Origin of the sequence: Corallococcus sp. bb12-1 (assembly GCF_026626765.1) — a bacterium.
Lineage (GTDB): Bacteria > Myxococcota > Myxococcia > Myxococcales > Myxococcaceae > Corallococcus > Corallococcus terminator.
In genome coordinates, this window is the sequence record NZ_JAPNJZ010000020.1 from 1 (window position 1) to 22,823 (window position 22,823).

Consider the following 22,823-nt stretch of genomic DNA (forward strand, 5'->3'; position numbering starts at 1 on the left):
CGCCTGCTCTGCCGCCCGTTCGGGTAGGCTTCGGCCCCAGGGCACGCGCCATGTTCGGCTTCCTCAAACGCAAGAAGACGCCCCCGGCGGCCGTGGATCCGTTGGCCACGTTCGACCGGCTCATCGAGGACCTGGAGCGCCAGGCGGCCGAGGTGCGCAAATCCGCCGCCACGCTGCTGGCCCTCAAGGGCGAGCTCGCCCGTGGGGTGACGCGCTACACGGCCCGCCTGGGCGACATCTCCGGGCGACGCCAGACGGCCCAGGAGCGGGGGGACCCGAAGGGCGTGGGCGTGCTGGAGCGCGACCGCGTGCAGACCGAACGCCTGCTGGAGTCCACGCGCGAATCGCTGCGCCGCGCGGAGCGGGACTCGGAGCTGCTCCTGTCCGCGGCTGGAGAACTGGGCGAGCGTGTGGCCGACCTGCGCATCGAACGGGAGAGCGCCTCCGCGCGGATGGCCGTGGGCAGCGTCATCACCGACACGCTGCGCGAGCAGGTGGAGCGCTTCGACCGGGTGCTCGCGCTGGAGGCCGCGCGCGACGAGGTGGAGAAGGCGCACGCCCTGGCGGACATCTACCGCGAGGAGCACGGCCCCGCGCCCGAGCGCGCGAAGGAGTAGGGCAGGGGGCTCAGGAGCGACGCGCCGTCTGGTGCAGCTCCAGCACGATGTTGCCGCCCTTGAGCAGCCGCACCGCGCCCGACGTCTGGCTCACCACCAGCGCGATGCAGTGGGTGGTGGAGGTGATGCCGGCGGCGGCGGCGTGCCGTGCACCCAGCCCCAGGGGAATCTTCACCGTGTCGTCGTTGGCGGACAGGTAGCGTCCGGCGGACAGCACCACGCCGTCCTCGCGGATGACGAACGCGCCGTCCAGCACGGAGAAGTTCTTGATGGCGTCGCGGATCTTCGGGTCGAGCACGTTGCGCTCGGCCTCCGACAGGCCCTGGAACGGGTTGATGGTGAGCTGTCGGCTCTTCTCCAGGACGCTCGTGTGGTCGCCAATCGTGATGATGGTCCCGATGGGGTGGCCCTCGAAGCCCTCCTGGCCAATCTGGAGCGCCAACTGGATGAGCGCGTCCACCACCTGCGAGTTGAACTCCTCGCCCAGCTTCACGCCCTCGATGGCCAGCCGGTCGTCCAGCGATCCGCCGATGCGCATCTGCATCAACGTGTCCGGTGCCCGACCCACCTTTCCCGTCATGCACAACACCAGGTCGCCTTCCTTGAAAGCTCCCTGGGAAAGCGCGGACACGAGCGCTACCTTCACGCGCTCGGTGCGCGAGTAGTCGTAGGCGGGAATCACGAGTGCGCGTACCTTCTTGCGCTGATGCTCGTGCGCCAGCGTTTCCAGCGTCACCGCGTACACGAGCTTCCTGCGGGCAGGACGACCCCGCAGGTCCTCGGGAGGAATGGGCGTGTCACAGATGTAGAGGAAGTGGTCGACGTCGCTCTTGGCGGCCAGGGTGAGCGCCGAGCGCAAGAATTCCCGATCGAACTTCGTGTTGTCGCTCAAGCCGCCCCTCGTGCATCCACGATTTCAAGCAGGTCAGCTTGACACTGCAAGCTGCATGAATAAAGCTTTCGGGCCCTTTTTTTCAGGGGCCCAAGCCCCCTCTACCCGCCCCACCTGGAGCGCAGGCTGTGAACCAGAAAGATCTCAAGCGTTACAAGAAGATGCTCGAGGACAGCAAGGCGAGCCTGCTCGAGAGCGCGAAGAAGACCCTGGTGGAGGAGTCTTCTTTCGACACCGACGACCTGCCGGATGAAATCGACCAGGCCGCCTCCGAGTACACCCAGTCCATGCTCTTCCGTCTGAGGGACCGTGAGAAGTTCCTGATTCAGAAGATCGATAAGGCACTCGAGCGCGTCAATGACGGCACCTTCGGCACCTGCGAGCGCTGCGAGGAGGAGATCTCCCCCAAGCGTCTGGATGCGCGTCCGGTGACGACGCTCTGCATCCGCTGCAAGGAAGAGCAGGAGAAGAAGGAGAAGTCCTACGGCTGACGCCGGAGCGTGAAGTGTCCGGGCCGCACGGGCCTTGAAGCGCCGTGCGGCCTTGCCTTCCCGCCGCAGGACCCGCGAGGGACGTCCGCTTCAGGCGACGACGGCCTGGATTTCCACGCGCAACAGCTGGCGACCGATGAGGAAGTGGTCGCCGTTGTCCACGAACGTCGGCCCGGCGAGCCGGATGAACGTGCCGTTGGACGAGCCCACGTCCCGCACCATCAGCCGGTCCCCTCTTACCTGTAGCAGCGCATGCCGCCCGGACACGAAGCCGTCCGTGGGGAAGGCGATGTCGCCCTGCTCACGACCCAGCAGGTTGTCGCCGTCCTTGAGCGGGAAGGCCGCGCCGCGCAGGCCGCCCTCCAGCAGTTGGATGAGCCGCAGCCGGTAGCCGGGATCCGGAGACCCCCACACCTGCGTGCCGCCGGGCCCGAGCGCCGCGGTGGGGATGGGCTCCAGCACCAGGCGCTGACGGCCCAGGCGCAGCTCTCCGCCCGCGGGCAGCTCGCGCTCCTGGCGCAGGCGCACGAAGACGCCGTTGGCGCCGCCCACGTCCTCCACGGCCAGCCGGGCGCCGGAGAAGAAGAAGCGGGCCTGCACGGGCATGATGAAGGGGTCGTCGTTGAGCGCGATGTCCGCCTGCTGGCCGCAGGTGAGGGTGTCGCGCTGCATGCGCACGAGGGACTCGGGGCCGCCGTCCGCCCGCACGACGCGGATGGACACCTGCGGGCGCGAGGAGACGTGCGCCACGGCCATCACCATCGTCCCGGAGCGCAGCGCCGAGCCACAAGCGCGGCATACGGTGGCATCCCGGGAATTCTCGGTGTCACAGCGGGGGCAATAGTCCACGGCGTCCATGAGAGGCCCTCTTCTAGCAGGCTGGAGCGGTGTTGGGGGGCCCTGCGCGCACGGCTTGCTCCGCACCCGAGGGGCGTGGTGAAGTCCTGACCCCACCCACTGGACGCTGACGTGTACTGCCCTTCCTGCGGCGCCGACGCCGAAGACTCTTCCCGCTACTGCCCCGCCTGCGGCGCGACGTTGTTGCGCGCGGCGGAGGGCGGCGACGAGTACGTCGGCAAGACGATTGCCTCCAAGTACCGCGTCGAAGCCCTCATTGGCGAGGGCGGCATGGGCAAGGTGTACCGGGCCCGCCAGCTCGCACTCGACAAGGTGGTGGTGCTGAAGGTGTTGCGCCACACGCTGCTGTCGGACGAGCGCACCGTCGCGCGCTTCCAGCGTGAGGCGAAGGCCGCCAGCCGGCTCAACCACCCCAACTCCATCAGCGTGCTGGACTTCGGTCAGGCGGACGACGGCGCGCTCTTCATCGCGATGGAGTACGTGTCCGGGCAGGATCTGCATCAGATCCTCAGCCGCGAGTGGCCGCTGGGCGAGGCGCGCGTGGTGCGCATCGCCGTTCAGATCCTCAACGCGCTGTCGGACGCGCACGGCGCGGGCGTCATCCACCGGGACTTGAAGCCCGAGAACATCATGGTGGAGCAGCGCCGCAACGAGCCGGACTTCGTGAAGGTGCTGGACTTCGGCATCGCGAAGATCACCGACGTGCAGGACGAGGGCCCGGCCCTCACCCGCGCGGGCTTCGTGTGCGGCACGCCCGAGTACATGTCGCCGGAGCAGGCGCGCGGCGCGGTGCTGGACTACCGCTCGGACCTCTACGCGGTGGGCGTCATCCTCTACCAGCTCATCACGGGCCTGCTGCCCTTCGAGTCCGACTCGGCCGTGGGCTTCGCCACCAAGCACCTCACCGAGGAGCCGCCCCCGCCCTCGCGCCGCCGTCCGGAGGCGCGCATCTCCCCGGGGATGGAGCGCCTCATCCTGCGCGTCCTATCGAAGGACCCGGATGACCGTCCGGCCAACGCCGCGGCGTTCAAGGCGGAGCTGCTCGCGGTGGACAAGGAGCGCCGGCGCGGCGGTGCGAACGACACCGCGCCCCGCCGTCCGCAGGCCGCCAACGTGCTGGCGCCCATTCCGCGCAAGTCCCAGGCCGCCCAGAACCAGGACGCCCGGAACAACACCGGCTGGAACGACGTGACGGTGGAAGCCACCGTGCGGGCGCTGCCCGACTCACGCACCCCCGTGTCGTCGGAAGAAGCCACGCTGGCGCCCGAGGAGGCCCGGCGCGCTGGCCGCACCTCGGTGTCCACCGCGCCCGCGTCGGGTGGCGGCGAGGGGCTCATCCTCTTCTTCAAGGCGCTCACCACGGTGCTGGTGCTGGGAGCGGTGGGCTTCTTCGTCTACTACTTCGGCATCGGCGCGGGCAGCGGCGCGGAGGGCAACTCCTACCTGCCTCCGCCCAATGCGCCCCGGCAGCTCACCGCCGGCACGGATCCGAACCAGCCGCCCGAGTACCTGCGGCAGATTCCGAGCACCTCGCGCAACGTGGACAAGGCGCGCAAGCTGACGCAGGACGGGGACCGCGACGTGCTCGCGGGAGAGCTGAGCCGCGCGACCGCGAGCTACAAGGAAGCCTTCAGCTTCAACCCGGAGGCGGAGCTGGCCCTCAAGCTGGGGGAGCTGTACTGGCAGCGCGATCAGACGGACGAGGCGCGGGGCTGGTGGGAGCGCCACATGCGGGACATGCCCGACTCCAAGGCGCGTGAGTACATCGAGAAGCGGCTCGGCAGCCCCATCGCGCGCCCCGCGGCGCCCTGAAACCTGGGGACTGCACGGTGCTGGCGGTGCCTTGCCTGGAACGAGGGGCCGGTCCATCCAGGCCCGGCCCCAGCGCTTGCGCCGAGCGGTTTGCCCCGACCTGAAGGTTCGAGGGGGGACCGCTGGTTGACGCTGCGACCTGCGTCTAGCCGAGCGTTTCGACCTGCACCACGTGCTGGCCCAGGCGGACCCGGTCGCCCGGACGCAGGGGACGCTCCGTGGCCGGCGGGATGCGCACGTAGGTGCCCAGGCCGCCGGACAGGTCGCGGAGCATCGCGCCCGTCGCGGTGGGGCTCAGCTCGCAGTGCCGGCCGGCGAGCCCTTCGTCATGCGGGTACGCGAGGTCGCAGTGCGCCTGTCCGATGGTCAGCAGCGCCGCGGCCGTCACCACTGCCCGGCCCGCCCTGCCGCCCATGTGCACTTCCTCCACCCCGTACAGCGCCTGGCCCAGCGGCACCGGCGAGCCGTACAGGTTGGGGCGGCCCGCGACAGGGGGCGGGGACTCCACGCGGCCGGTGAAGCGGAACAACCGCTGGCCCGCGCTGAAGAGCGCTCGGGGCGCCAGGGGCTCCGTGCCGGAGAAGGTGACGTACACGCCGGAGGCGCTCGTCTCATCCCGGACATAGAGGGCGCCGTCCTTCACCAGGAAGGTGGCATGCAGCGGCGACACGAAGACGTCGTCGGGGAAGAGGATGGCGCCGCGCTGCCGGCCCACGACGCAGCCCGTCACCGGAAGCTTGTAGCGCTGGCCGCGCGTCGTCCCGGCGATCACCGCCAGCCCGAAGCGCGAGGCCACCGGAGGCGGACGCGACACCGGCGCCCCTCCCGTGGGAGCCGGCGCCGTGGGCACCGGGCCCGTCGTCGCCGGAGCGGTGGGCGGCAGGGTCGTCCCCGTGTTCGCACCCCGGCCGGGCAGGGCGCTGTCCGGCACCGGAGGCGGGGGACGGGTGTTCGCGGCCGGGAGCGCCGGCCCGTAGCCCGCGCGGGGGGGCGGGGCGCCCGGAGCCGGCGGTGGCGCGCGGCGGGCCTCCACCATCAGGCCGGCGGCGGCGGTGGGCGGGGGGGTGCGCGCCGAGAGCTTGAGCCCGGGAGGCACCTGGCTGGGATGGAGCGGAGGCGCTGCCGGCGGGGGAGGTTCACCCGGGCGCGGGAAGCTGGCCACGGCGGCGGGACGGCCCGGGGGGGGCGTCACCGGCCGCATCACCGCCGGCACGGGCGTCGGACGGGGGGCGGCAGCAGCCTCGTCCAGCGCCTGGCCGCAGAGCACACAGGTGGCCGAGCGTGGCGGGTTGTACCCGTCACAATTCGGGCAGACCACCGGGAGCGCGGACAACAGGAGCTGAGACATGGTCTTGGGGCCAATCTAGGGGGGCCTGAAACGTCGGGTCAATGAAAGCCGGCAGGCTGCCGGAACCAGCGCTCCAGGCTTCCAACGCCCGTGAAGGAAGTACGATGTTCCAGGGGAACGTTGCCCCTGCTGTTTGAGGCAGTTACGATTGCTCCGCCTCGATGATTCGCCTGAACGACATCCTGCAGCGGGTTGCGTCGTACCACCCGGACCCCGACCTGGACATCATCAAGAAGGCGTACGTCTACTCGGCCAAGGTCCATCAGGGGCAGCTCCGGAAGTCCGGTGAGCCCTACCTGATTCATCCCCTGGAGGTGGCGGGCATCCTCGCGGAGCTCAAGCTGGACGAGGCGTCCATCGTCACCGGCCTGCTCCACGACACCATCGAGGACACGCTCGCCACCGCTGAAGAGCTCACGGAGCTGTTCGGGCCGGAAGTCGCCCAGCTCGTGGACGGCGTGACGAAGCTGTCCAAGTTCTCCGCGTCCGCGACGCTCTCCCAGGAGGAGAAGCAGGCGGAGAACTTCCGCAAGATGATCATCGCGATGGCGCAGGACATCCGCGTCATCCTCGTGAAGCTGGCGGACCGCACGCACAACATGCGGACGCTGGATCACATGTCCGAAGAGAAGCAGGCCCGCATCGGACAGGAGACGCTGGACATCTACGCGCCCCTGGCCAACCGCCTGGGCATCTCCTGGATCAAGACGGAGCTGGAGGACCTGTCCTTCCGCTACGTGAAGCCCCAGGAGTTCTTCGCGCTGGAGGAGCAGCTCAACAAGCGCAAGAAGGAGCGCGAGGCGTACATCGAGGACACGTGCGACCTGATGCGCGCCAAGCTCCAGGAGCGCGGCCTCAAGGGCGACGTCAGCGGCCGCTTCAAGCACGTCTACAGCATCTGGAAGAAGATCAAGTCACAGGGCATCGACTTCGATCAGATCCACGACATCATCGCCTTCCGCATCATCGCGCCCGCCGTGCCCGCCTGCTACGAGGCGCTGGGCATGGTGCACCAGATGTGGAAGCCGGTGCCGGGGCGCTTCAAGGACTTCATCGCCATCCCGAAGCCCAACATGTACCAGTCCCTGCACACCACGGTGATTGGTCCGTTGAGCGAGCGCGTGGAGGTGCAGATCCGCACCTCGGAAATGCACAAGATCGCCGAAGAGGGCATCGCCGCGCACTGGGCCTACAAAGAGGGCCGCGCGCCCATCTCCAAGGACGATGAGAAGTTCGCCTGGCTGCGCCAGCTGATGGAGTGGCAGCAGGACCTCAAGGACCCCAAGGAGTTCCTCGAGACGGTGAAGGTGGACCTCTTCACCGACGAAGTGTTCGTCTTCACGCCCAAGGGCGACGTGCGCAGCCTGCCGCGCGGGGCGACGCCGGTGGACTTCGCGTACGCCATCCACTCGGACGTGGGCGGTCGGTGCGTGGGCGCCAAGGTGAACGGCAAGATTGTTCCCCTGCGCTACAAGCTGAAGAACGGCGACACGGTGGAGGTGCTCACCAGCCCGCAGGCGCACCCGTCCAAGGACTGGCTCACCTTCGTCAAGACGAGCCGCGCGCAGCAGCGCATCCGCGGGTTCATCAAGCAGCAGCAGCGGGACAAGAGCCTGCAACTGGGCCGTGAGCTGGTGGAGCGCGAGTTCAAGCGCTTCCAGCTCAACTTCAACAAGCAGATGAAGTCCGGCGAGCTCAAGAAGGTCGCCGAGGAGCTGGGCTTCCGCGTCGAGGACGACCTGCTGGTGGCCATCGGCTACGGCAAGGTGACGCCGCAGCAGTTGGTGCAGCGCATCGTGCCGCAGGACAAGCTGGCGCAGGTGGAGCCCCCTCCGCGTCCGGACGCCAGCAACGGGAATGGCAACGGCAACGGGACGGGCAACACGTCCATGCTGCCGGGCCTGTCCCGCATGACGGACCTGGCCAAGCGGCTCGTCGGCCGCAACAGCCGCAGCGGCGTCCAGATTGGCGGCGTGGACGACGTGCTGGTGCGCTTCGGGCGCTGTTGCAACCCCGTTCCCGGGGACCCCATCGCGGGGTTCATCACCCGGGGGCGGGGCGTGACGGTGCACACGGTGGGGTGTGAGAAGGCCCTGGCCACCGACCCCGAGCGGCGCGTGGACGTGTCCTGGGACGTGAAGGGCGACTTCAAGCGGCCCGTCACGCTGCGCGTGCTGACGGCGGACAGGCCGGGCCTGCTGGCGGACATCACCCACACGTTCTCCAAGAAGAGCGTCAACATCTCCCAGGCGAACTGCCGGGCCACCGGCGATGACCGGGCGGTGAACACCTTCGAGGTCACCATCTCCGACCTCAAGCAGCTCACGGACCTGATGCGCTCCATCGAGCGTTTGACGGGCGTCTACTCCGTCGAGCGAATCTAGGCCCGGCCTGGATGTGCTACAGCGCGCGGCGGACCCGCGGCCCCTGATGTCCTTTCGGGGGCCGCCTCAACGCGAGGTGTGCTGCATGGCGCGCAAGGCAATCCACTCCGACGACGCCCCCAAGGCGATTGGCCCTTACTCCCAGGCCGTGCAGGTGGACGCCGGGAAGCTGACGTTCCTTTCCGGGCAGATTCCCCTGGACCCCAAGACGATGGAGATCGTCCCCGGTGACGTCGCCGCGCAGGCCGAGCGCGTGATGGAGAACCTCAAGGCGGTGCTCGCCGCCAGTGGCCTGGACTTCTCCCACGTCGTGCGCTGCACCATCTTCCTCACTGACCTGGGCGACTTCGCCAAGGTGAACGAGGTGTACGGCCGCGCCTTCACCGGCGCGCCCCCGGCCCGCGCCACCGTGCAGGTGTCCGCGCTGCCTCGCGGCTCCAAGGTGGAGATTGACGCCATCGCCGTCTCCTGACGCCCCCGGCTGAAGGGACGCGAAGCGCTGGAAACACGAAGGCCGCCGGTTCCCGCTGTGGGAGCCGACGGCCTTCAGTGCTTCAGGCTTTGGGGAAGCGGAGGTGGACTACTTCGCGTCCGCCGCGACCGCGCCGGCCTTCTTCAGCTCCTCGTCGATGACGCGCTTGAAGGCGTCGAAGGGCTGGGCGCCCACGAGGGTGCGGCCGTTGATGAAGAACGTGGGCGTGCCGTTCGCGCCCAGGGCGGAGCCGGTGGCCATGTCCGCGTCGATCTGCGCGTCGAACCTGTCGCTGTCCAGGCCGGACTTGAACTTCGCCATGTCCAGCTTCAGCTCCTGCGCGTACTTCTCCAGGGACTCGCGATCCAACGCGCGCTGGTTGGCGAAGAGCTTGTCGTGCATCTGCCAGAACTTGCCCTGCTCGTGGGCGGCCATGGAGGCCTTCGCGGCGAGCCTGGCGTGCTGGTGGAAGGGCAGCGGCTGGTGCTTGAAGGCGATCTTCACCTTGCCCTCGTAGGCCTTCTCCACCTGCTCCAGCGTCGGCACCGCGCGGCTGCAGAACGGGCACTCGAAGTCGGACCAGGCGACGATGGTCACCGGGGCCTTGGCGGGACCGCGCACCGGCGCGTTGCCCACGTCCACCTTCTGCACGGCCGGCTCGGACGGCGCCGCGGGGGCGGCCGGGGCGGCGTTCACGTTGTCCTGGTTCAGTTTGGCGTAGAGGTCCTCCGCCTTGGTGCCGGCGGCCAGCGCCTTGTCAGCCTTGGCGATCTCATCGTCGATGAGGGGCTTGAAGGCCTCGAAGGGCTGCGCGCCCGACAGGAAGCGGCCGTTGATGAAGAAGGCCGGGGTGCCGTTGGCGCCCACCGCGCTGCCCGCATCCGAGTCCGCCGCCACCTGCGCGTTGAACTTGCCGCTGTCCAGGGCGGACTTGAACTTCGCCATGTCCAGCTTCAGCTCCTCGGCGTACTTCTCCAGGGAGTTGCGATCCAGCGCGCGCTGGTTGGCGAACATCTTGTCGTGCATCTCCCAGAACTTGCCCTGCTCGTGGGCGGCGAGCGACGCCTGGGCGGCGATCTTCGCGTTCGGGTGCATGGGCAGCGGCTGCTGGCGGAACACCACGCGCACGTCCTTGCCGTAGGTCTCCTTGATGCGGTTGAGCGTGGGCACCGCGCGGCTGCAGAACGGGCACTCGAAGTCGGACCACTCCACGATGGTGACCTTCGCGGTGGTGGGGCCGAACGACGGCGCGTTCGCGGGGACTTCCACCTTCTTCGCGGCGGCGGCGGGCTCCGCGTTGCCCTGGGGACGCGACGGGGCGCGCTCGACGCCCTTCTCGATGGTGCGCGCGTAGACCTGACCGGGGGCGACGCCGCTCTTCACCAGGCCTTCGGCCTTGGCGAGCTCCTCGTCGATGAGGCTCTTGAAGTTGTCGATGGGCTGCGCGCCCGACAGGAAGCGGCCGTTGATGAAGAAGGCCGGCGTGCCGCTGGCGCCCAGCTGCGAGGCCAGGGCCTGCTCCTTGGCGATGGCGTCGGACAGACGGGACGCGGTCATGTCCTCCTTCCACTTCGCGACGTCCAGGCCAATCTCCCGGGCGTACTTCTCCAGGCTCTCCCCATCCAGCTTCTTCTGGTTGGCGAAGAGCAGGTCGTGCATGTCCCAGTACTTGCCCTGCTCACCGGCCGCGAGCGCGGCGAGGGCCGCGGGCTTGGCGTGCGCGTGGAAGGACAGCGGGTTCTGGCGCATCACCACGCGCAGCTTGCTGCCGTAGTCCTTCTGGAGCTGCACGACGGTGTTGTGCGCGCGGCTGCAGAACGGGCACTCGTAGTCGGAGAACTCCACCAGGGTGACGAGCGCGTTGACGCTGCCCTTCACCGGGGCGCCGTCGATGGGCACCTTGAAGACGGTGGGGTCCACCTGGCGCGCGCCGGGCTTGGCCGCCTGCGCGACGGTGGGCGTGCTGCCGGGGGTGGGGGTGGCTTTCGAGCCGCTGGCGGCACGGCCGCCAACGAACCCGAGCACCAGGCCCACCAACAGGGCCACGATGACATTGGGCTTCATGGGTTGGGAATGCTCCTGCGCCATAGGTCCGACTCCGAGGGGGCCCAAGCGGGTGTCTGGGTAGGGAAAGGGCGGCGTACTTAACAGAGGGAATTCCAGACACGCAAGCCGCGAAGACCGCCTGCGTCCGCCTATCCGGAAGCTCCCGAAGGGGCGGACAACGACGCGGGGTGGATCAAAATTCCCTCTCATCACGAGCCCGCCTGCGTTCAGGGCCCATGGCAGGATGCGAGCCCATGGAAGCAGGTGTGCGCGTGGATACCTCCGGGGCCTTCTGCCCGGTGCCCATCCTCGAAATCGCGAAGGCGATGCGGCGCCTCCCGCCCGGGACGCTGGTGGAGCTGGTGTCCACCGACCGGGGGCTGGAGGCGGACCTGCCCGCGTGGTGCGAGGCGACCGGCAACGAACTCGTCCGCCTGGAGCGGCGGGGCACCCACTATGTGGGCTGGGTGCGCAAGGTGGGGTGAGCGTCCGTGGGGTGCGGTCCTACAGCAGTTGGAGGACGCGGTCCTCCAGGCGGCGACCCCGGCTGACGCCGAGAATCAACGTCTGGTGCTGGATGAGGTGGCCCACGGTGCGGCTGATGACCTCCTCGGCCTTGTGGGCCTGGCCATCGAAGCGCACGCACAGCACGTCGGTGCCTTCCATGCGCGCGCCGATGACGCCGGGCAGGGAGGTGATCTCCGGGATGATGACGTCGCCCCGGGCAATCTGGACGCGGAACTCGGCGCCCTGGCCGGTGAGTTCGGCCATGGTGCCGGCCTGCGCGAGCGACCCCTTGTCGAGGATGGCGGCCGCGTCGCACAGCTCCTCCAGCTCCTGGAGGTTGTGGCTGGAGACGACGACGGTCTGCGTGCCCTTCATGTCCTTGATGACCTGACGCACCTGGGCGGCGATGCGCGGATCCAGGCCGGCGGTGGGCTCATCCAGGAGCACGAGGGGAGGGCGCCCCATGAGGGCCTGGGCCATGGCGGCCCGCTTGGCCATGCCGTGGCTGAGCGCCTGGGTCTGCACCTTCCAGGCCTCCATCAGGCCCACCTTCTCCAGGGCGCCGCGCGCTTCGTGCTCCGGCTGGGGCAGGTCCGACAGGCGGGCCCAGTACATGAGCAGCGCGCCCACCTCCCAGCCCGGCGGCAGCACCGCGTCCTGGGGCAGCGCGCCCACGCGGCCCTTGAGGGCACCGGGCGTGGTGGGCGACACGCCCATCACCTTGAGCGAACCCTCGGAGGGGTAGAGGTAGCCGCACATCATGGAGAACGTCGTCGTCTTCCCGGCGCCGTTGGGCCCGATGAGACCGAAGACGTCGCCCTGGCGCACCTGGAGGCTCACCGCGTTGACGGCGACCTTGGGGCCGAAGCGCTTGGACACGCCCGACAGTTCAATGGCCAGCTCGCTCACAGGTCCCTCGCGCGCAGGACGCCGTAGGCGCCCACCAGGAAGATGGCCGCGAAGGCGGCGTAGGCCGCGCCGCTGCCGGCGAACTCGACGAGCTTCGGGTGCAGCAGGTTGCCCGAGTAGTAGGACGGGGACAGGTAGCGCACGAAGCGCACGGGGCTGGTGTCGGCCACGGCGCGTCCCACGGAGTCCATCAGCCAGAAGACGAACAGCAGGATGAAGTTGAAGACGAGGCTGACGGCCGGGCTGCGGAACAGGCTGGAGCACAGGGTGGTGAGGGCCACGTACGCCAGCGAGAACACGATGGTCGCGCCCCAGAACTTCAGGAGGTTCGTCGCCAGCACCCCGAAGCCGAAGTCCGGGTTGAGGATGCGCGCGTAGACGAAGATGGCCAGATCGATGACCAGCACCAGCCCCAGCAGCAGCGTGGCCTGGGAGAGGAACTTGCCCAGCAGCACCGATGAGCGGCGCGCGCGCACGGTGAGGTATCGGATGGAGCGCGGTCCCACCTCGCCGCTCACCTGGTCGAAGCCCATCAGCGCGATGTAGGCAGGGAGGAAGAAGAGGGTGATCTTGAAGACGATGAGGACGACGATGGGCACCTGCGACAGCGCCTGCATCATCGCGGTGTCGTTGCTGGTGAGGAAGCCCAGCACGCCCTGCTGCATCTCGTCCGCGGCGCGGGCGGTGGCCTCCGCGTCGGCGCCAACCTCCATGAGCTTCTCGTTCACCTGGCCCTGCAGCTCGCGGGTCACGAAGCCCACGACCAGCAGCACCAGCGCGGAGAACATGCTGTAGAGCCCGAGCAGCACGAGCGCGCGGCCACTGCGCACCGCCCGGCGCAGCTCCGCGGCCCAGATCACCATCATCTCTTTAGGTCCGTCCAAGGTGCACAGGACCCTACTGGACCTCCGGGCAGCTTCCCAGGTTTCTCCCAGACGAACGAAGCAGTCGAGGGAGCAAGCCGTGGACAGCGCGCCCTCAACGACTACGATTCGGCGGCCTGCTCCCTGCCCCCCCAAGGAGAGCCCCGAAGCATGACGATTCGCCGCTTCCTCGCCGCCCTGCCGCTGTTCCCTCTCTCGATGCTGCTGGGCGCCTCGGCCCCGGACGCTGGCGTCGCGCCCTCCGCGGCCGTCGCCCCTTCGGATGCCCAGTCGCTGGCCGCCGCGCTCAACGCGCTGGAGACGGACGCGGGCCCCGTGGGCGCCCGTGCCCTCGTGGAGAAGGTGGAGGCCGAGCAGCGCGCAGCGGCACCCACGGCGACGGCCGGGTTGGCTCCAGACGCCGGTGCGCCGGTAGCCCGGGCCCCCGAGGCGGGGCAGGCAGGAGCGCAGGCCGGGTCGCCTTCGGTCGCGAAATCCGGCCAGGCACCGGGAACCCCCAACACAAGCGCTTCAAGTGCTCACGTCGTGCAGGCGCCCGGCGCGTCGGACGCGAAGGCCGCTGGCTCGAACCTCGCGGCCACCCCGGCGGACGTGACGCCCGGCGTGCCCGCGGCTCCAGCGGGCCAGGGCCTGGACACGCGTCCGGTGGATGCTCGCGCGCTGGCGGAGGCGCTGTCCTCGAAGAGCGACGTTTCCTTCGAGCCCGGCATGGTTCCTCCTTCGCCAGTGCCCTCGCGGGAGAAGGCGCCTCCGTTCGGCAAGATGCAGGGCCTGCCCCGGGCCCAGGACCTGGTGGCGCGCGCGAAGCTGGAGGGCAACAAGCTCGTCGTGAAGGGGGGCAAGAGCGCGCCGGATCAGGTGCTCACCATCGACCCAGGTCTCCAGGCGTCGCTCACGAAGATCATGCAGAACTACCAGGTGCCCTACGGCGCCGCGGTGGTGCTGGATCCCTCCACGGGCCGCGTCCTGGCGATGGCGGAGCACTCCGAGGCGAAGCCCGAACTGCGTGGGCTGCCCATCCGCGCGGTGTTCCCCGCCGCGAGCATCTTCAAGATCGTCACCGGCAGCGCGCTCCTGGAGGCGGGGGTCGCGCCGGAGACCGAGTCGTGCTTCCACGGCGGCAAGCGCAGCCTCTCCGAGCGGCAACTGGCGGACACCGACCGCGACGGCGCCTGCTATTCGCTGGCGCTGGCCATGGGCAAGAGCGCCAACGTCATCTTCGCCAAGATGACGAACAAGCACCTGAGCGCGGACGCCCTCAAGCGGATGGCCGCGCGCATGCGCTTCAACCGCGAGATTCCCTTCGCCCAGCCCCTGGACGTGTCGCTGGCGTACATCCCGGAGGACGGCTTCGCGCTGGCCAACACCGGCGCGGGCTTCGGGGACGTGTACCTGTCGCCGCTGCACGGCGCGCTGCTGGCCGCGGTGGCCGCCAACGAGGGCCGCTGGGTGGATCCGGTGCTGGTGGAGCCGGAGCCCTTCATGCCCCTGCCGGAGCCGGAGCCCGTGCTCACGCCCACCGCCGCGCACGCCCTCACGCGCATGCTGGAGGAGACCGTCACCCACGGCACCGCGCGCGCCGTGTTCCGTGAGCGCGGCTTCCAGGTGAAGGACGCCGTGGGCAAGACGGGCACGCTCGCGGACCGCGAGCCCTTCCGCGACTACTCGTGGTTCGTCGGCTTCGCACCCAAGGACAATCCCCGCGTGGCCGTGGCCGCCCTCATCGTCAATGATCCGAAGTGGCGCATCCGCGGCTCCTATCTGGGCCGCGAGGCCCTGCGGCTCGCCCTGGAGCGCATCCCCGCGCCCGTGGAAGTGACGGCCCCGGCGGGCGCCGCCGGCAAGCACTGAGGCGGATCAGGAAAGCGGACGCGGGGTGAGCTTCACGAGCTCCGTGTCCACGAAGCCCTGGAAGAACTTCAGCGCTTCCAGCTCCTGCAACGGCGAGACATGCACGATGGCCGCCACGTCCCGCTTCCCGTCGATGCGCGACAGCAGGTAGCGCTCCGGGGATGACAGGGGCAGCGTCTTCAGGTGCGGCGCGGACACCCGCAGCGTCGGCACGCGCGAGGGCTCCATCAGCGCCTTGCGCAGCTCCGCGAGCAGCCGGGCCTCCGCGTCGCGCAGGAGCTTCTGGGTGTGCTCGGACGGTGAGATTTCGTGAGCCCTCCGGGCCAGCGCTTCGCCGTCGCGCAGGTTGCCCGCGTCGAGGAAGAGCTGGGCAGCCTGGAGCACCTCGTCCGACGAGGACTCGGAGCCGATGACGCCGCCCCCGTTCTCGTCGTCGTCATCCTCTTCCACCACCACCACGGTGGGCGCGCCGCGCTCCGGGGCGGGCAGGGGCGCTTCGTCCGACACCCTCAGCGCGTCCTGCCGGTAGAGCGCGTACAGGCGCTGGTAGAGGAAGAAGTCGGTGGCGTGCAGCGCCAGCGCGATGCCGTCGATGCTCAGCCCCTCGCGCGCGAGCTGGACGATGCGGTCGTCCATGCTGCCGGCCTTGCGGTCCGCGAGCTTCCTCTCGTCCACCTCCAGCCGTACCCCGCCGGAGGGGAACACCGCGCGGATGGCCTGCCACGCCGTCTCACGGAACTCGCCCTCGCGGTGCACGTCCAGCAGGTCCACGCTGACGTCCAGGCCCTCCAGCTCCGGGGCGACGTCCGTGGCCCGGAAGTCGAAGCCGCCTTCCTCCCAGGTGAAGGCATCCAGCAGCATCTCCCGGAACTTGTGGGAGAGCGTGGTGCGCACGGTGGCTTCCGTCACCGAGCCCGTCATGATCAGGATCTTCCCCAGCAGGATGTGCGTCTCCGCCTGGGTGGCGAACGCTCGCTCCAACTGGTCCTCGGTCAGGTGCCCCATGTTGATGAGGAACTGACCGAAGTATTCGCGCGGCTGGTTGGAGCTGGCGGTGATGACGTGCCCGTCGCGCAAGAGCAGCTGCTTGCGCACGTCTCCCCGCTCCACGTTCAGGGTGCCGGTGGACCGGCGATTCCCGAGGTGGACGACCAGGTCCTTGAGGGGCATCGTCGAAAAATCACCAGACACGCCGCGCATCGAACGCCCATCCTGCAACGCATGCGCGTCGATATCTACTCGAAACCCCGATGCTCCCTCTGTGAGAAGGCGCGTGCCGTGGTGGAGGAGGTGCAGGCCCGACTGCCCTTCGAGCTCTACGTCACCGACATCCTCCAGAGCCCGGAGCTCTTCGAGACCTGGCGTTACGACATCCCCGTGGTCCTGATCGAAGGCGTCCCCGCCTTCAAATACCGCGTGGATCCGGAGGTCCTCGAAGCGCGCCTCCGTGAGGTGATGAATGGCACACCCATTGCTAAAACCGTGGGCCAGGATGGGTAACAAAGTGCCCTTCTCCAAGAAATCCGGGGGGATACGAAGGGCGCAAAAGTGACGGGGCTGTAAATCTGGGCGGTCGGGAGGGGCGGTGGGGCAGAAATTGCTGGAAGGGAGGGCACGGCGGTGGGTCTGAAGCGCAAGCGGACAGGAAAGTCGGGGCAGCCTCCTACGGTGTTGCTGGTGGAGCCTCGGGCGGAGGATCTGGAGCGCACCCGGGCGCTCCTGGGCGAGGCGGGCTTCCGCGTGGTTCCGCTCACGCGTTTCGACGCGGCGGTGCCGCTCTTCGAAGTGATCCGCCCGGACGCGGTGCTGCTCGCCGCCCAGCCGCCGGACTACGCGGCGGTGCAGACGGCGCGGCGCCTGCGGCAGGTGGGCAAGGGCACGGTGCCGATGCTGTACCTGGTGGATTCGCACGACCGGGATGCCTGGCGCTTCTGCGTGGAGAAGGGGCAGTGCGTGGACGTGGTGCCGCGCACGGTGGATGGCGCGGAGCTGTCCATGAAGCTGCACGCGCAGATGCGGCTCAAGCAGTCGGTGGAGCGCGCGGCGGCCGGTGAAGAGGCCGGCACGGCGCTGGCGCTGCATGATCCGGTGACGGGCCTCTACAACCGGCCCTTCCTGCTGGCGCTCATCGGCCTGGAGGCCCGGAGGACGGAGCGCTACGGAGGCAACTTCTCCGTGGTCGCGGCGGAAGTGAGTGGCTGGAGCGCGCTTCGCAAGGAGCACGGCAGGTCCATGGCGGAGCGGCTGCTCGTCTACAGCGCGGTGGTGCTGGGGCAGACGGTGCGCGAAGCGGACGCGGTGGCGAGGGTGGGGGACAGCGAGTTCGCGATGCTGCTGCCGGGCACGCCCGCGGAGTCGGTGCCAGAGGTGCTGGCGCGGGTGGAGGCCCGGTTCGAGGCGGCACGGTTCCAGATGGAGGGTCGCGTGGTGCGCACGGCGCTGGAGCTGGGGGCGGTGAGCTTCCCGGACACGGTGGGGGCTCCCACCCAGTTGCTGAGCGCGGCACTGCTGACCCTGAGGCGTACACGTGAGATTCGGCGGGCGGCCGGTCCGGCCCGGCTGTTGTCGGTCTGATGAAGTTCACTGAGGATTTGATGCACAGGGCGAGCGGAGGCGTGGGGATGGATCGGATCGCGGTGCTGGTGGTGGATGACGAAGAGTCGGTGCGCACGTTCCTGTCCGAGCTGTTGGGCAGCTCGGGTTACCAGGTGCGGTGTGCGTCGGGCGGCTCCCAGGCGCTGGAGATGCTCTCCGGTGGCTCGTTCGATGCGGTGCTGCTGGACGTGGTGATGCCGGAGATGAGCGGCCTGGAGGTTCTGCGCCGCTACCGGGGCAACGGCGGCAACGCCCCGGTCATCGTGTTGAGCGCGCTGTCCGGCGCGGACGACGCGGTGCGAGCGCTGAAGATGGGCGCGTCCGACTATCTGGCGAAGCCCTTTGGCAACGACGAGCTGCAGGACGTGCTCGCGCGTGCCCTGGGGACCCGCGTGCCGGAGCGCCAGATTACGGCGCCGGTGCCGCCCGCGCCCCGCGTGATGCTGACGTCGGCGGAGGCCGCGGCCGAGGCTCGCGTGCTCATCTCCACGTCGCCAGCCATGCGCCGGGCCCGCGCGCTGGTGGAGCGCATCGCGGACACGGACGTGCCGGTGCTGCTGCTCGGTGAGTCCGGTACGGGCAAGGAAGTGATTGCCCGGGAGATCCACGCGCGCAGCCAGCGCCATGGTCGCCCCTTCATCAAGGTGAACTGCGCGGCGCTGCCGGGCGAGCTGCTGGAGAGCGAGCTGTTCGGCCACGAGCGCGGTGCCTTCACGGGCGCCACGGCGGAGAAGCCGGGCAAGTTCGAGCTGGCGGACCAGGGCACCATCTTCCTGGACGAGATTGGCGAGATGGCCATCCGCCTCCAGGCGAAGCTGCTCCAGGTGCTGCAGGACGAGGAGTTCTTCCGCGTCGGTGGCAAGAAGAGCGTTCGCGTGGACAGCCGCGTGGTGGTGGCGACGAACCGCGACCTGGAGAAGGAGATCGCGCTCGGCAACTTCCGCGAGGACCTGTACTACCGCCTCAACGTCGTGGCCATCCGCCTGCCGCCCCTTCGCGAGCGCCGCGAGGACGTGGTGCCGCTCACCGACCACTTCTTGAAGAAGTACGGCAAGGGCTTCATGGCGGGCGTCTCCGAACTGCCCACGGAAGTGCTCCATGCCTTCACGGACTACGAGTGGCCGGGCAACGTGCGCGAGCTGGAGAACATGGTGCGCCGCCTGTGCGTGCTGAAGGATTCGACGCTGGTGCTGGACGAGATTCGCGGGGGTGGCCGGACCCCGGCGAGCGCTCCGTCGCTGCCCACGTCCTTCGGGGGGGAGGACTTCAGCCCTCCGCCTTCGCCTTCGCGCCACTACGAGGAGGCGGCTCGCGTCTTCGCGGCCCCTCCGTCCCAGGTCGTCTCCTCGAACGCGTCGGGCGTGCAGGTGCTGGAGATGCCCGCGCGCGGCTCGATGACGCCCGCGCCGGTGGCGCTGGTGTCGGACGCTTCGCCGTTCAACGCCGTGGCACCCCAGCGTTACCCCAATCCGTTCGACGCGCCCCAGCCGCCGCCTCCGCCACCTCCGGCCGGGGAGCCGTCGCTCAAGGACATCGGCAAGCGCGCCGCGATGCTCGCTGAGCGTGAGGCGATACTGGCCATGCTCCAGCGCACCGCGTGGAACAAGCGCCGCGCCGCCGGCAAGCTGCGCATCAGCTACAAGGCACTGCTCTACAAAATCAAGGAGTGCGGCATCATCGATCCTCGCGCGAGCGCCGAGTTCTAGCGCCGCTCCCGCCCGTGTCCTCGGGCGGGGATGCATGAACGACGGCCCTTCTTCCAGATGACGGAAGGAGGGCTGTCCGCTTTGCGGGGCTCTCTTGCGCCGGAGGGGTGTTGGCCGATATCGCGGAGGCCATGACGGCTCCGCTCATCCTGCTCGGCTGTGGCTACACGCTCACGCGTTTCGCGCGGGTGGAGGCCCGCTCCGGCCGTGAGGTCCTCGCCACCACGCGGGATGCGTCGCGCCGCGCGGTGCTGGAAGGCGCGGGCGTGCGGGTGCTATCGCTCGAAGACGCCCTGGCGCGGGTCGACGGGGCCCACGTCGTGGACTCGGTCCCTCCCGAAGCCGGGCTGGATGCGCACTTCGCGGACGTGCTGTCCCGGGCCCGGCCTTCCCGGCTCGTCTACCTGTCGTCCACGGGCGTGTATGGCTCCGCACGCGGACACGTGGATGAGACGACGCCCGTGGATACGACGTCCCCGGTGGCTCGGGCCCGGCTGGCAGCGGAGGCGCGCTTCCTTCCCCTGGGCGCGAGCGTGATGCGCATCGCGGGCATCTACGGCCCTGGCCGTGGGACCTCCGGACGGCTGAAGGCGGGCACGCTGCGCATCCCCGAGTCCGGTGGCGGTCGGCTGTCGCGCGTCCATGTGGATGACCTGGTGGATGCCGTTCGGGTGGTGCTCGAACGCGGTGCTCCCGGGGAAGTGTATTGCGTGGCGGACCGGCGCCCCGCGACCCAGGAGGAGACGGCCACCTGGCTCTGCCAGCACCTGTCCCTCCCCATGCCGCCCCGCGTCCCCTTCGAGTCGCTCCATGAATCCCTGCGCGGGGACCGGGCCATCAGCGGCGCGAAGCTGGAGGCCCTGGGCTGGACGCCCCGCTACCCGGACTTCACGACCGGCTTCGTCGCGGCCATGGAGGAAGAAGCCCGGGGGTGACACGTCGTCCGACGGTCAGTGCTCGGCGGCTTCCGCGCGCAGGATCTGCTGGAGGTCGAGCTCCGCCCAGTCCAGCTCCTGCTCCACCTGCTGGAACGCGGCATCCCCGATGGTCCCGTTCGCGCGCAGCTCCAGCAACCGCCGCCGCTCGGCCGCCATCGCGGTGCGCACCATGTCCGCGTCGGCGGAGGGCGGACCCCAGGGCGCCGCGGCCCCGTCCGGTCGGGCTCCGGCGCGTGTGTCCGCGCGCCCCTCCAGCAACTGCTTCGCCCGCTGGAGCTGCAGTTCGTACCGCCGCCGGACGAGGGCCGCCATCTCCGTGCCCGGGGAGGCGTCGGTCGTATCCAGCGCCGCGCGCAGGGTCTGCACCCGGGCGAGCCTCACCTCGTGGTCGACCGCGCCGTCGTCGTCCAGCTTCAGGCGCGTCATCAGGGGTCGCAGCGTCATGCCCTGGAGGACGAGCGTGCCCAGCACCACCGCGAAGGACGTGAAGAGGATGAGGTCCCGGTAGGGGAACGGGGGACTTCCCTCGCCACCGGTCGGCAGGGCCAGGGCCGCCGCGAGCGTCACGATGCCGCGCATCCCGCACCAGCCCACCAGCATGGCCGCGCGAGGTGACAACGCGACCGCGTGGGCGCTGCCCGGGGTCTTGGAGGAGGTCCGGCGCTCGCGCCAGCGGCCGAGCGCCGCCACGCCCATCACCCAGGCGATGCGCGCGAGGATGGCCACCCCGGTCACCACCGCCGCGATGCCCGCGTACTCCAGCCACGTGGGCCGGTCCAGCCGCCCGACGATGGACTTGAGCTGGAAGCCCACGAGGATGAAGGCGAGCACGTTCAACACGAACACCGCCACCTCCCACACCGCGTACGCCGGGATGCGGATCCGCGCGGGCGTCACCAGGGCCGCGATTCGCGAGGCCGTCATCGCGTAGACGACCGTCGTGAGGATGCCGGACAGGTGCAGCCGCTCGGCGAGGATCCACACCGCGAACGTGCTGCCGAACTGCACGATGACCGCCGTGGACACGTCCTCGACGAACCGGTTCATGAAGAGGGTGACGCGCGCGAGCACGTACCCCAGCACCACGCTGCCCACCGTGACGATGAGCAGCATGGGCAGCGCGCTCCAGCCCAGGATGCCCCCCGCCGCCACGGCCCCCAGCGCGAGCCGGTAGATGAGCAGGGCGCTGGCGTCGTTGAAGAGGCTTTCGCCTTCGAGGATGACGAGCAGCCGGTGCGGGGGCCGCAGTTGCTTCAACACCGCCGTGGCCGCCGCCGCGTCCGGGGGCGCGACGATGGCGCCCAGCGCGATGGCCGCCGCCCAGGGCATGCCCGGCACGAGCCCGTGGACCGCGACCGCCACCGCGATGACCGTGAGCACCACCGCGCCTAGCGCCAACCCCACCACCGGCCGCCAGTTCGCCCGCAAGTCACGAGGCGAGGCGTCGAACGCCGCGTCCAGAAGCACCGGCGCGACGAAGAGCGTGAGCGCCAGCTCCGGATCCAACACCAGCTCCGGCGTCCCCGGCACGAGCGCCAGCACCGCCCCCGCGAACGCGACCAGCGCCGGGTAGGGTGTGCCAATCCGCCGGGACAGCGCCGCGAGCAGCGCGCCCCCGAGCAGCAGCGCGATGACGATCTCGAACACGAGCATGGAGCCCTCCCAGGGGAACAATCCGCCGCCTGGAATCCAGCGGCGTAGCGCAGGAATGCCGGTTCTGGACAGTGGCGACTCGCCGACGCCGCAACCCGTCGTACCCACGAGGGGCGCGCGCGTCATCAGCCCAACGCGATGGATGCCATCAGCCGGGGAGGGGGCGCGGCTTTGCGGAGCGGTGTCCCCCGGTGACAGGCTGGCGCTTTGGGCCACGTGCGGATGCGGGGCCCTCGCAACCCTGTTCCCTGGGGGAACGATGTCCAGGTCGTTGTTGTTCGCGGCGTTCAACGAGGGCGTCCACCGTTCCATGTCCGGCAACCACGAGGCCGCGGTCCAGTCGTTCGATCAGGTCCTCGCCGTGGATCCACGCCACTTCCCCGCGCTCACCGGCAAGGCGTTCGCGCTCAAGCAACTGGGCCGGACCGCGGAGGCCCTGAAGGGCTTCCAGCGCGCCGTCGAACTGGAGCCCACCGCCGCCGACCCCCTGCGCGAGGCCGCCCTCTGCCAGTTGGAGCTGGGCGAGCCCGAGGCCGCCGCCCTCCTGATGGAGCGCGCCGTCCAGCTCAACCCCACCCCCGGCTACCGCGAGGCCGCCGCCGTGGAGGTCTACCACCTGGGTAACGCGCTCCTGACGCAGGGACGGCGCCCGGACAAGGCCCGCTACCGGCTGGCCCGGCAGGTTTTCGAGCTGGCGCTGGAGCTGTCCCCCGCCTACGTCGAGGCCGCCAAGGCCCTGGCGGACGTGTGGGAGCACCTGGGAGACCCTACCCAGCAGGAGCACTACACCCAGCTGGCGACCCGCCTACGCCCTGCCTCCTCCTGAGCCGTCCCGTTTCAATTTTCCATAAAAGCGGAGG

At 69.7% G+C, this 22,823-nt stretch carries 20 protein-coding genes; 12 read left to right on the forward strand and 8 right to left on the reverse strand.

What is annotated here, in order from left to right:
- Positions 1-50 precede the first annotated feature (50 nt).
- Positions 51-617, forward strand: coding sequence for a PspA/IM30 family protein (locus OV208_RS25705; RefSeq protein ID WP_267576582.1), 567 nt, complete (start codon positions 51-53; stop codon positions 615-617).
- Positions 618-627: 10 nt separating this feature from the next.
- Here OV208_RS25705 and OV208_RS25710 read toward each other — a convergent pair whose 3' ends face one another.
- A complete protein-coding gene (locus tag OV208_RS25710; protein WP_267576540.1) occupies positions 628-1,509 on the reverse strand; it encodes a DNA integrity scanning protein DisA nucleotide-binding domain protein in 882 nt (293 codons plus the stop codon).
- Between the two features lie 128 nt (positions 1,510-1,637).
- On the opposite strand from OV208_RS25710, the gene OV208_RS25715 reads away from it, so the two are divergent.
- A complete protein-coding gene (locus OV208_RS25715; protein WP_267576541.1) occupies positions 1,638-2,000 on the forward strand; it encodes a TraR/DksA family transcriptional regulator in 363 nt (120 codons plus the stop codon).
- 90 nt (positions 2,001-2,090) lie between these two features.
- Here OV208_RS25715 and OV208_RS25720 read toward each other — a convergent pair whose 3' ends face one another.
- Positions 2,091-2,858, reverse strand: coding sequence for an FHA domain-containing protein (locus tag OV208_RS25720; RefSeq protein ID WP_120532651.1), 768 nt, complete (start codon positions 2,856-2,858; stop codon positions 2,091-2,093).
- A 111-nt stretch (positions 2,859-2,969) separates the two neighbouring features.
- Here OV208_RS25720 and OV208_RS25725 point away from each other — a divergent pair, with 111 nt between their 5' ends.
- Complete coding sequence (locus OV208_RS25725; protein WP_267576542.1) at positions 2,970-4,670, forward strand: serine/threonine-protein kinase; 1,701 nt, start codon at positions 2,970-2,972, stop codon at positions 4,668-4,670.
- A gap of 145 nt (positions 4,671-4,815) precedes the next feature.
- Here OV208_RS25725 and OV208_RS25730 read toward each other — a convergent pair whose 3' ends face one another.
- Complete coding sequence (locus OV208_RS25730; protein WP_267576543.1) at positions 4,816-6,018, reverse strand: FHA domain-containing protein; 1,203 nt, start codon at positions 6,016-6,018, stop codon at positions 4,816-4,818.
- A 161-nt stretch (positions 6,019-6,179) separates the two neighbouring features.
- Between OV208_RS25730 and OV208_RS25735 the strand changes: the two genes are divergently transcribed.
- Both OV208_RS25735 and OV208_RS25740 read left to right on the forward strand, forming a co-directional pair.
- The gene (locus tag OV208_RS25735; protein WP_267576544.1) at positions 6,180-8,402 is read left to right on the forward strand and encodes a RelA/SpoT family protein; all 2,223 of its coding nucleotides are present in this window, start codon (positions 6,180-6,182) and stop codon (positions 8,400-8,402) included.
- An 85-nt stretch (positions 8,403-8,487) separates the two neighbouring features.
- Positions 8,488-8,874 (forward strand): RidA family protein, encoded by a 387-nt coding sequence (locus OV208_RS25740; protein ID WP_120537127.1) that lies wholly within the window; start codon positions 8,488-8,490, stop codon positions 8,872-8,874.
- Positions 8,875-8,982: 108 nt separating this feature from the next.
- Here OV208_RS25740 and OV208_RS25745 read toward each other — a convergent pair whose 3' ends face one another.
- Complete coding sequence (locus tag OV208_RS25745; RefSeq protein ID WP_267576545.1) at positions 8,983-10,938, reverse strand: DsbA family protein; 1,956 nt, start codon at positions 10,936-10,938, stop codon at positions 8,983-8,985.
- Positions 10,939-11,174: 236 nt separating this feature from the next.
- On the opposite strand from OV208_RS25745, the gene OV208_RS25750 reads away from it, so the two are divergent.
- Positions 11,175-11,405: a sulfurtransferase TusA family protein gene (locus tag OV208_RS25750; RefSeq protein ID WP_267576546.1), complete on the forward strand. Its 231-nt coding sequence runs from the start codon at positions 11,175-11,177 to the stop codon at positions 11,403-11,405.
- A 19-nt stretch (positions 11,406-11,424) separates the two neighbouring features.
- Here OV208_RS25750 and OV208_RS25755 read toward each other — a convergent pair whose 3' ends face one another.
- A complete protein-coding gene (locus tag OV208_RS25755; protein ID WP_267576547.1) occupies positions 11,425-12,336 on the reverse strand; it encodes an ABC transporter ATP-binding protein in 912 nt (303 codons plus the stop codon).
- A complete protein-coding gene (locus OV208_RS25760; RefSeq protein ID WP_267576583.1) occupies positions 12,333-13,199 on the reverse strand; it encodes an ABC transporter permease in 867 nt (288 codons plus the stop codon). Before OV208_RS25760 ends, OV208_RS25755 begins: the two co-directional genes overlap by 4 nt.
- A gap of 651 nt (positions 13,200-13,850) precedes the next feature.
- On the opposite strand from OV208_RS25760, the gene OV208_RS25765 reads away from it, so the two are divergent.
- Complete coding sequence (locus OV208_RS25765) at positions 13,851-15,071, forward strand: penicillin-binding transpeptidase domain-containing protein (RefSeq protein WP_420715050.1); 1,221 nt, start codon at positions 13,851-13,853, stop codon at positions 15,069-15,071.
- A gap of 6 nt (positions 15,072-15,077) precedes the next feature.
- On the opposite strand, the gene OV208_RS25770 is transcribed toward OV208_RS25765, so the two are convergent.
- On the reverse strand, positions 15,078-16,271 hold the full coding sequence (locus tag OV208_RS25770) for a DUF4388 domain-containing protein (RefSeq protein WP_267576548.1): 1,194 nt from the start codon (positions 16,269-16,271) through the stop codon (positions 15,078-15,080).
- A 21-nt stretch (positions 16,272-16,292) separates the two neighbouring features.
- On the opposite strand from OV208_RS25770, the gene OV208_RS25775 reads away from it, so the two are divergent.
- The 4 genes from OV208_RS25775 to OV208_RS25790 all read left to right on the forward strand — a co-directional run bounded on the left by OV208_RS25775 (position 16,293) and on the right by OV208_RS25790 (position 20,307).
- On the forward strand, positions 16,293-16,571 hold the full coding sequence (locus OV208_RS25775; RefSeq protein ID WP_120539969.1) for a glutaredoxin family protein: 279 nt from the start codon (positions 16,293-16,295) through the stop codon (positions 16,569-16,571).
- Positions 16,572-16,691: 120 nt separating this feature from the next.
- On the forward strand, positions 16,692-17,645 hold the full coding sequence (locus OV208_RS25780) for a GGDEF domain-containing protein (RefSeq protein ID WP_267576549.1): 954 nt from the start codon (positions 16,692-16,694) through the stop codon (positions 17,643-17,645).
- A gap of 47 nt (positions 17,646-17,692) precedes the next feature.
- Complete coding sequence (locus OV208_RS25785) at positions 17,693-19,372, forward strand: sigma-54-dependent transcriptional regulator (protein WP_267576550.1); 1,680 nt, start codon at positions 17,693-17,695, stop codon at positions 19,370-19,372.
- A gap of 131 nt (positions 19,373-19,503) precedes the next feature.
- Positions 19,504-20,307 (forward strand): NAD-dependent epimerase/dehydratase family protein, encoded by an 804-nt coding sequence (locus tag OV208_RS25790; RefSeq protein ID WP_267576551.1) that lies wholly within the window; start codon positions 19,504-19,506, stop codon positions 20,305-20,307.
- A gap of 15 nt (positions 20,308-20,322) precedes the next feature.
- Here the strand turns inward: OV208_RS25790 and OV208_RS25795 are convergent, their stop codons facing one another.
- Positions 20,323-21,963: a cation:proton antiporter gene (locus OV208_RS25795; protein WP_267576552.1), complete on the reverse strand. Its 1,641-nt coding sequence runs from the start codon at positions 21,961-21,963 to the stop codon at positions 20,323-20,325.
- A 259-nt stretch (positions 21,964-22,222) separates the two neighbouring features.
- Here OV208_RS25795 and OV208_RS25800 point away from each other — a divergent pair, with 259 nt between their 5' ends.
- The gene (locus tag OV208_RS25800; protein WP_267576553.1) at positions 22,223-22,789 is read left to right on the forward strand and encodes a tetratricopeptide repeat protein; all 567 of its coding nucleotides are present in this window, start codon (positions 22,223-22,225) and stop codon (positions 22,787-22,789) included.
- Positions 22,790-22,823: the final 34 nt, after the last annotated feature.

Coding starts and splice junctions, on each gene's coding strand:
- OV208_RS25795 (WP_267576552.1), bottom strand. CDS start 21,963: ATGCTCGTGTTCGAGATCGTCATCGCGCTGCTGCTCGGGGGCGCGCTG.
- OV208_RS25770 (WP_267576548.1), bottom strand. CDS start 16,271: ATGCGCGGCGTGTCTGGTGATTTTTCGACGATGCCCCTCAAGGACCTG.
- OV208_RS25790 (WP_267576551.1), top strand. CDS start 19,504: ATGACGGCTCCGCTCATCCTGCTCGGCTGTGGCTACACGCTCACGCGT.
- OV208_RS25740 (WP_120537127.1), top strand. CDS start 8,488: ATGGCGCGCAAGGCAATCCACTCCGACGACGCCCCCAAGGCGATTGGC.
- OV208_RS25730 (WP_267576543.1), bottom strand. CDS start 6,018: ATGTCTCAGCTCCTGTTGTCCGCGCTCCCGGTGGTCTGCCCGAATTGT.
- OV208_RS25800 (WP_267576553.1), top strand. CDS start 22,223: ATGTCCAGGTCGTTGTTGTTCGCGGCGTTCAACGAGGGCGTCCACCGT.
- OV208_RS25705 (WP_267576582.1), top strand. CDS start 51: ATGTTCGGCTTCCTCAAACGCAAGAAGACGCCCCCGGCGGCCGTGGAT.
- OV208_RS25735 (WP_267576544.1), top strand. CDS start 6,180: ATGATTCGCCTGAACGACATCCTGCAGCGGGTTGCGTCGTACCACCCG.
- OV208_RS25745 (WP_267576545.1), bottom strand. CDS start 10,938: ATGAAGCCCAATGTCATCGTGGCCCTGTTGGTGGGCCTGGTGCTCGGG.
- OV208_RS25760 (WP_267576583.1), bottom strand. CDS start 13,199: ATGGTGATCTGGGCCGCGGAGCTGCGCCGGGCGGTGCGCAGTGGCCGC.
- OV208_RS25720 (WP_120532651.1), bottom strand. CDS start 2,858: ATGGACGCCGTGGACTATTGCCCCCGCTGTGACACCGAGAATTCCCGG.
- OV208_RS25785 (WP_267576550.1), top strand. CDS start 17,693: ATGGATCGGATCGCGGTGCTGGTGGTGGATGACGAAGAGTCGGTGCGC.
- OV208_RS25750 (WP_267576546.1), top strand. CDS start 11,175: ATGGAAGCAGGTGTGCGCGTGGATACCTCCGGGGCCTTCTGCCCGGTG.
- OV208_RS25775 (WP_120539969.1), top strand. CDS start 16,293: ATGCGCGTCGATATCTACTCGAAACCCCGATGCTCCCTCTGTGAGAAG.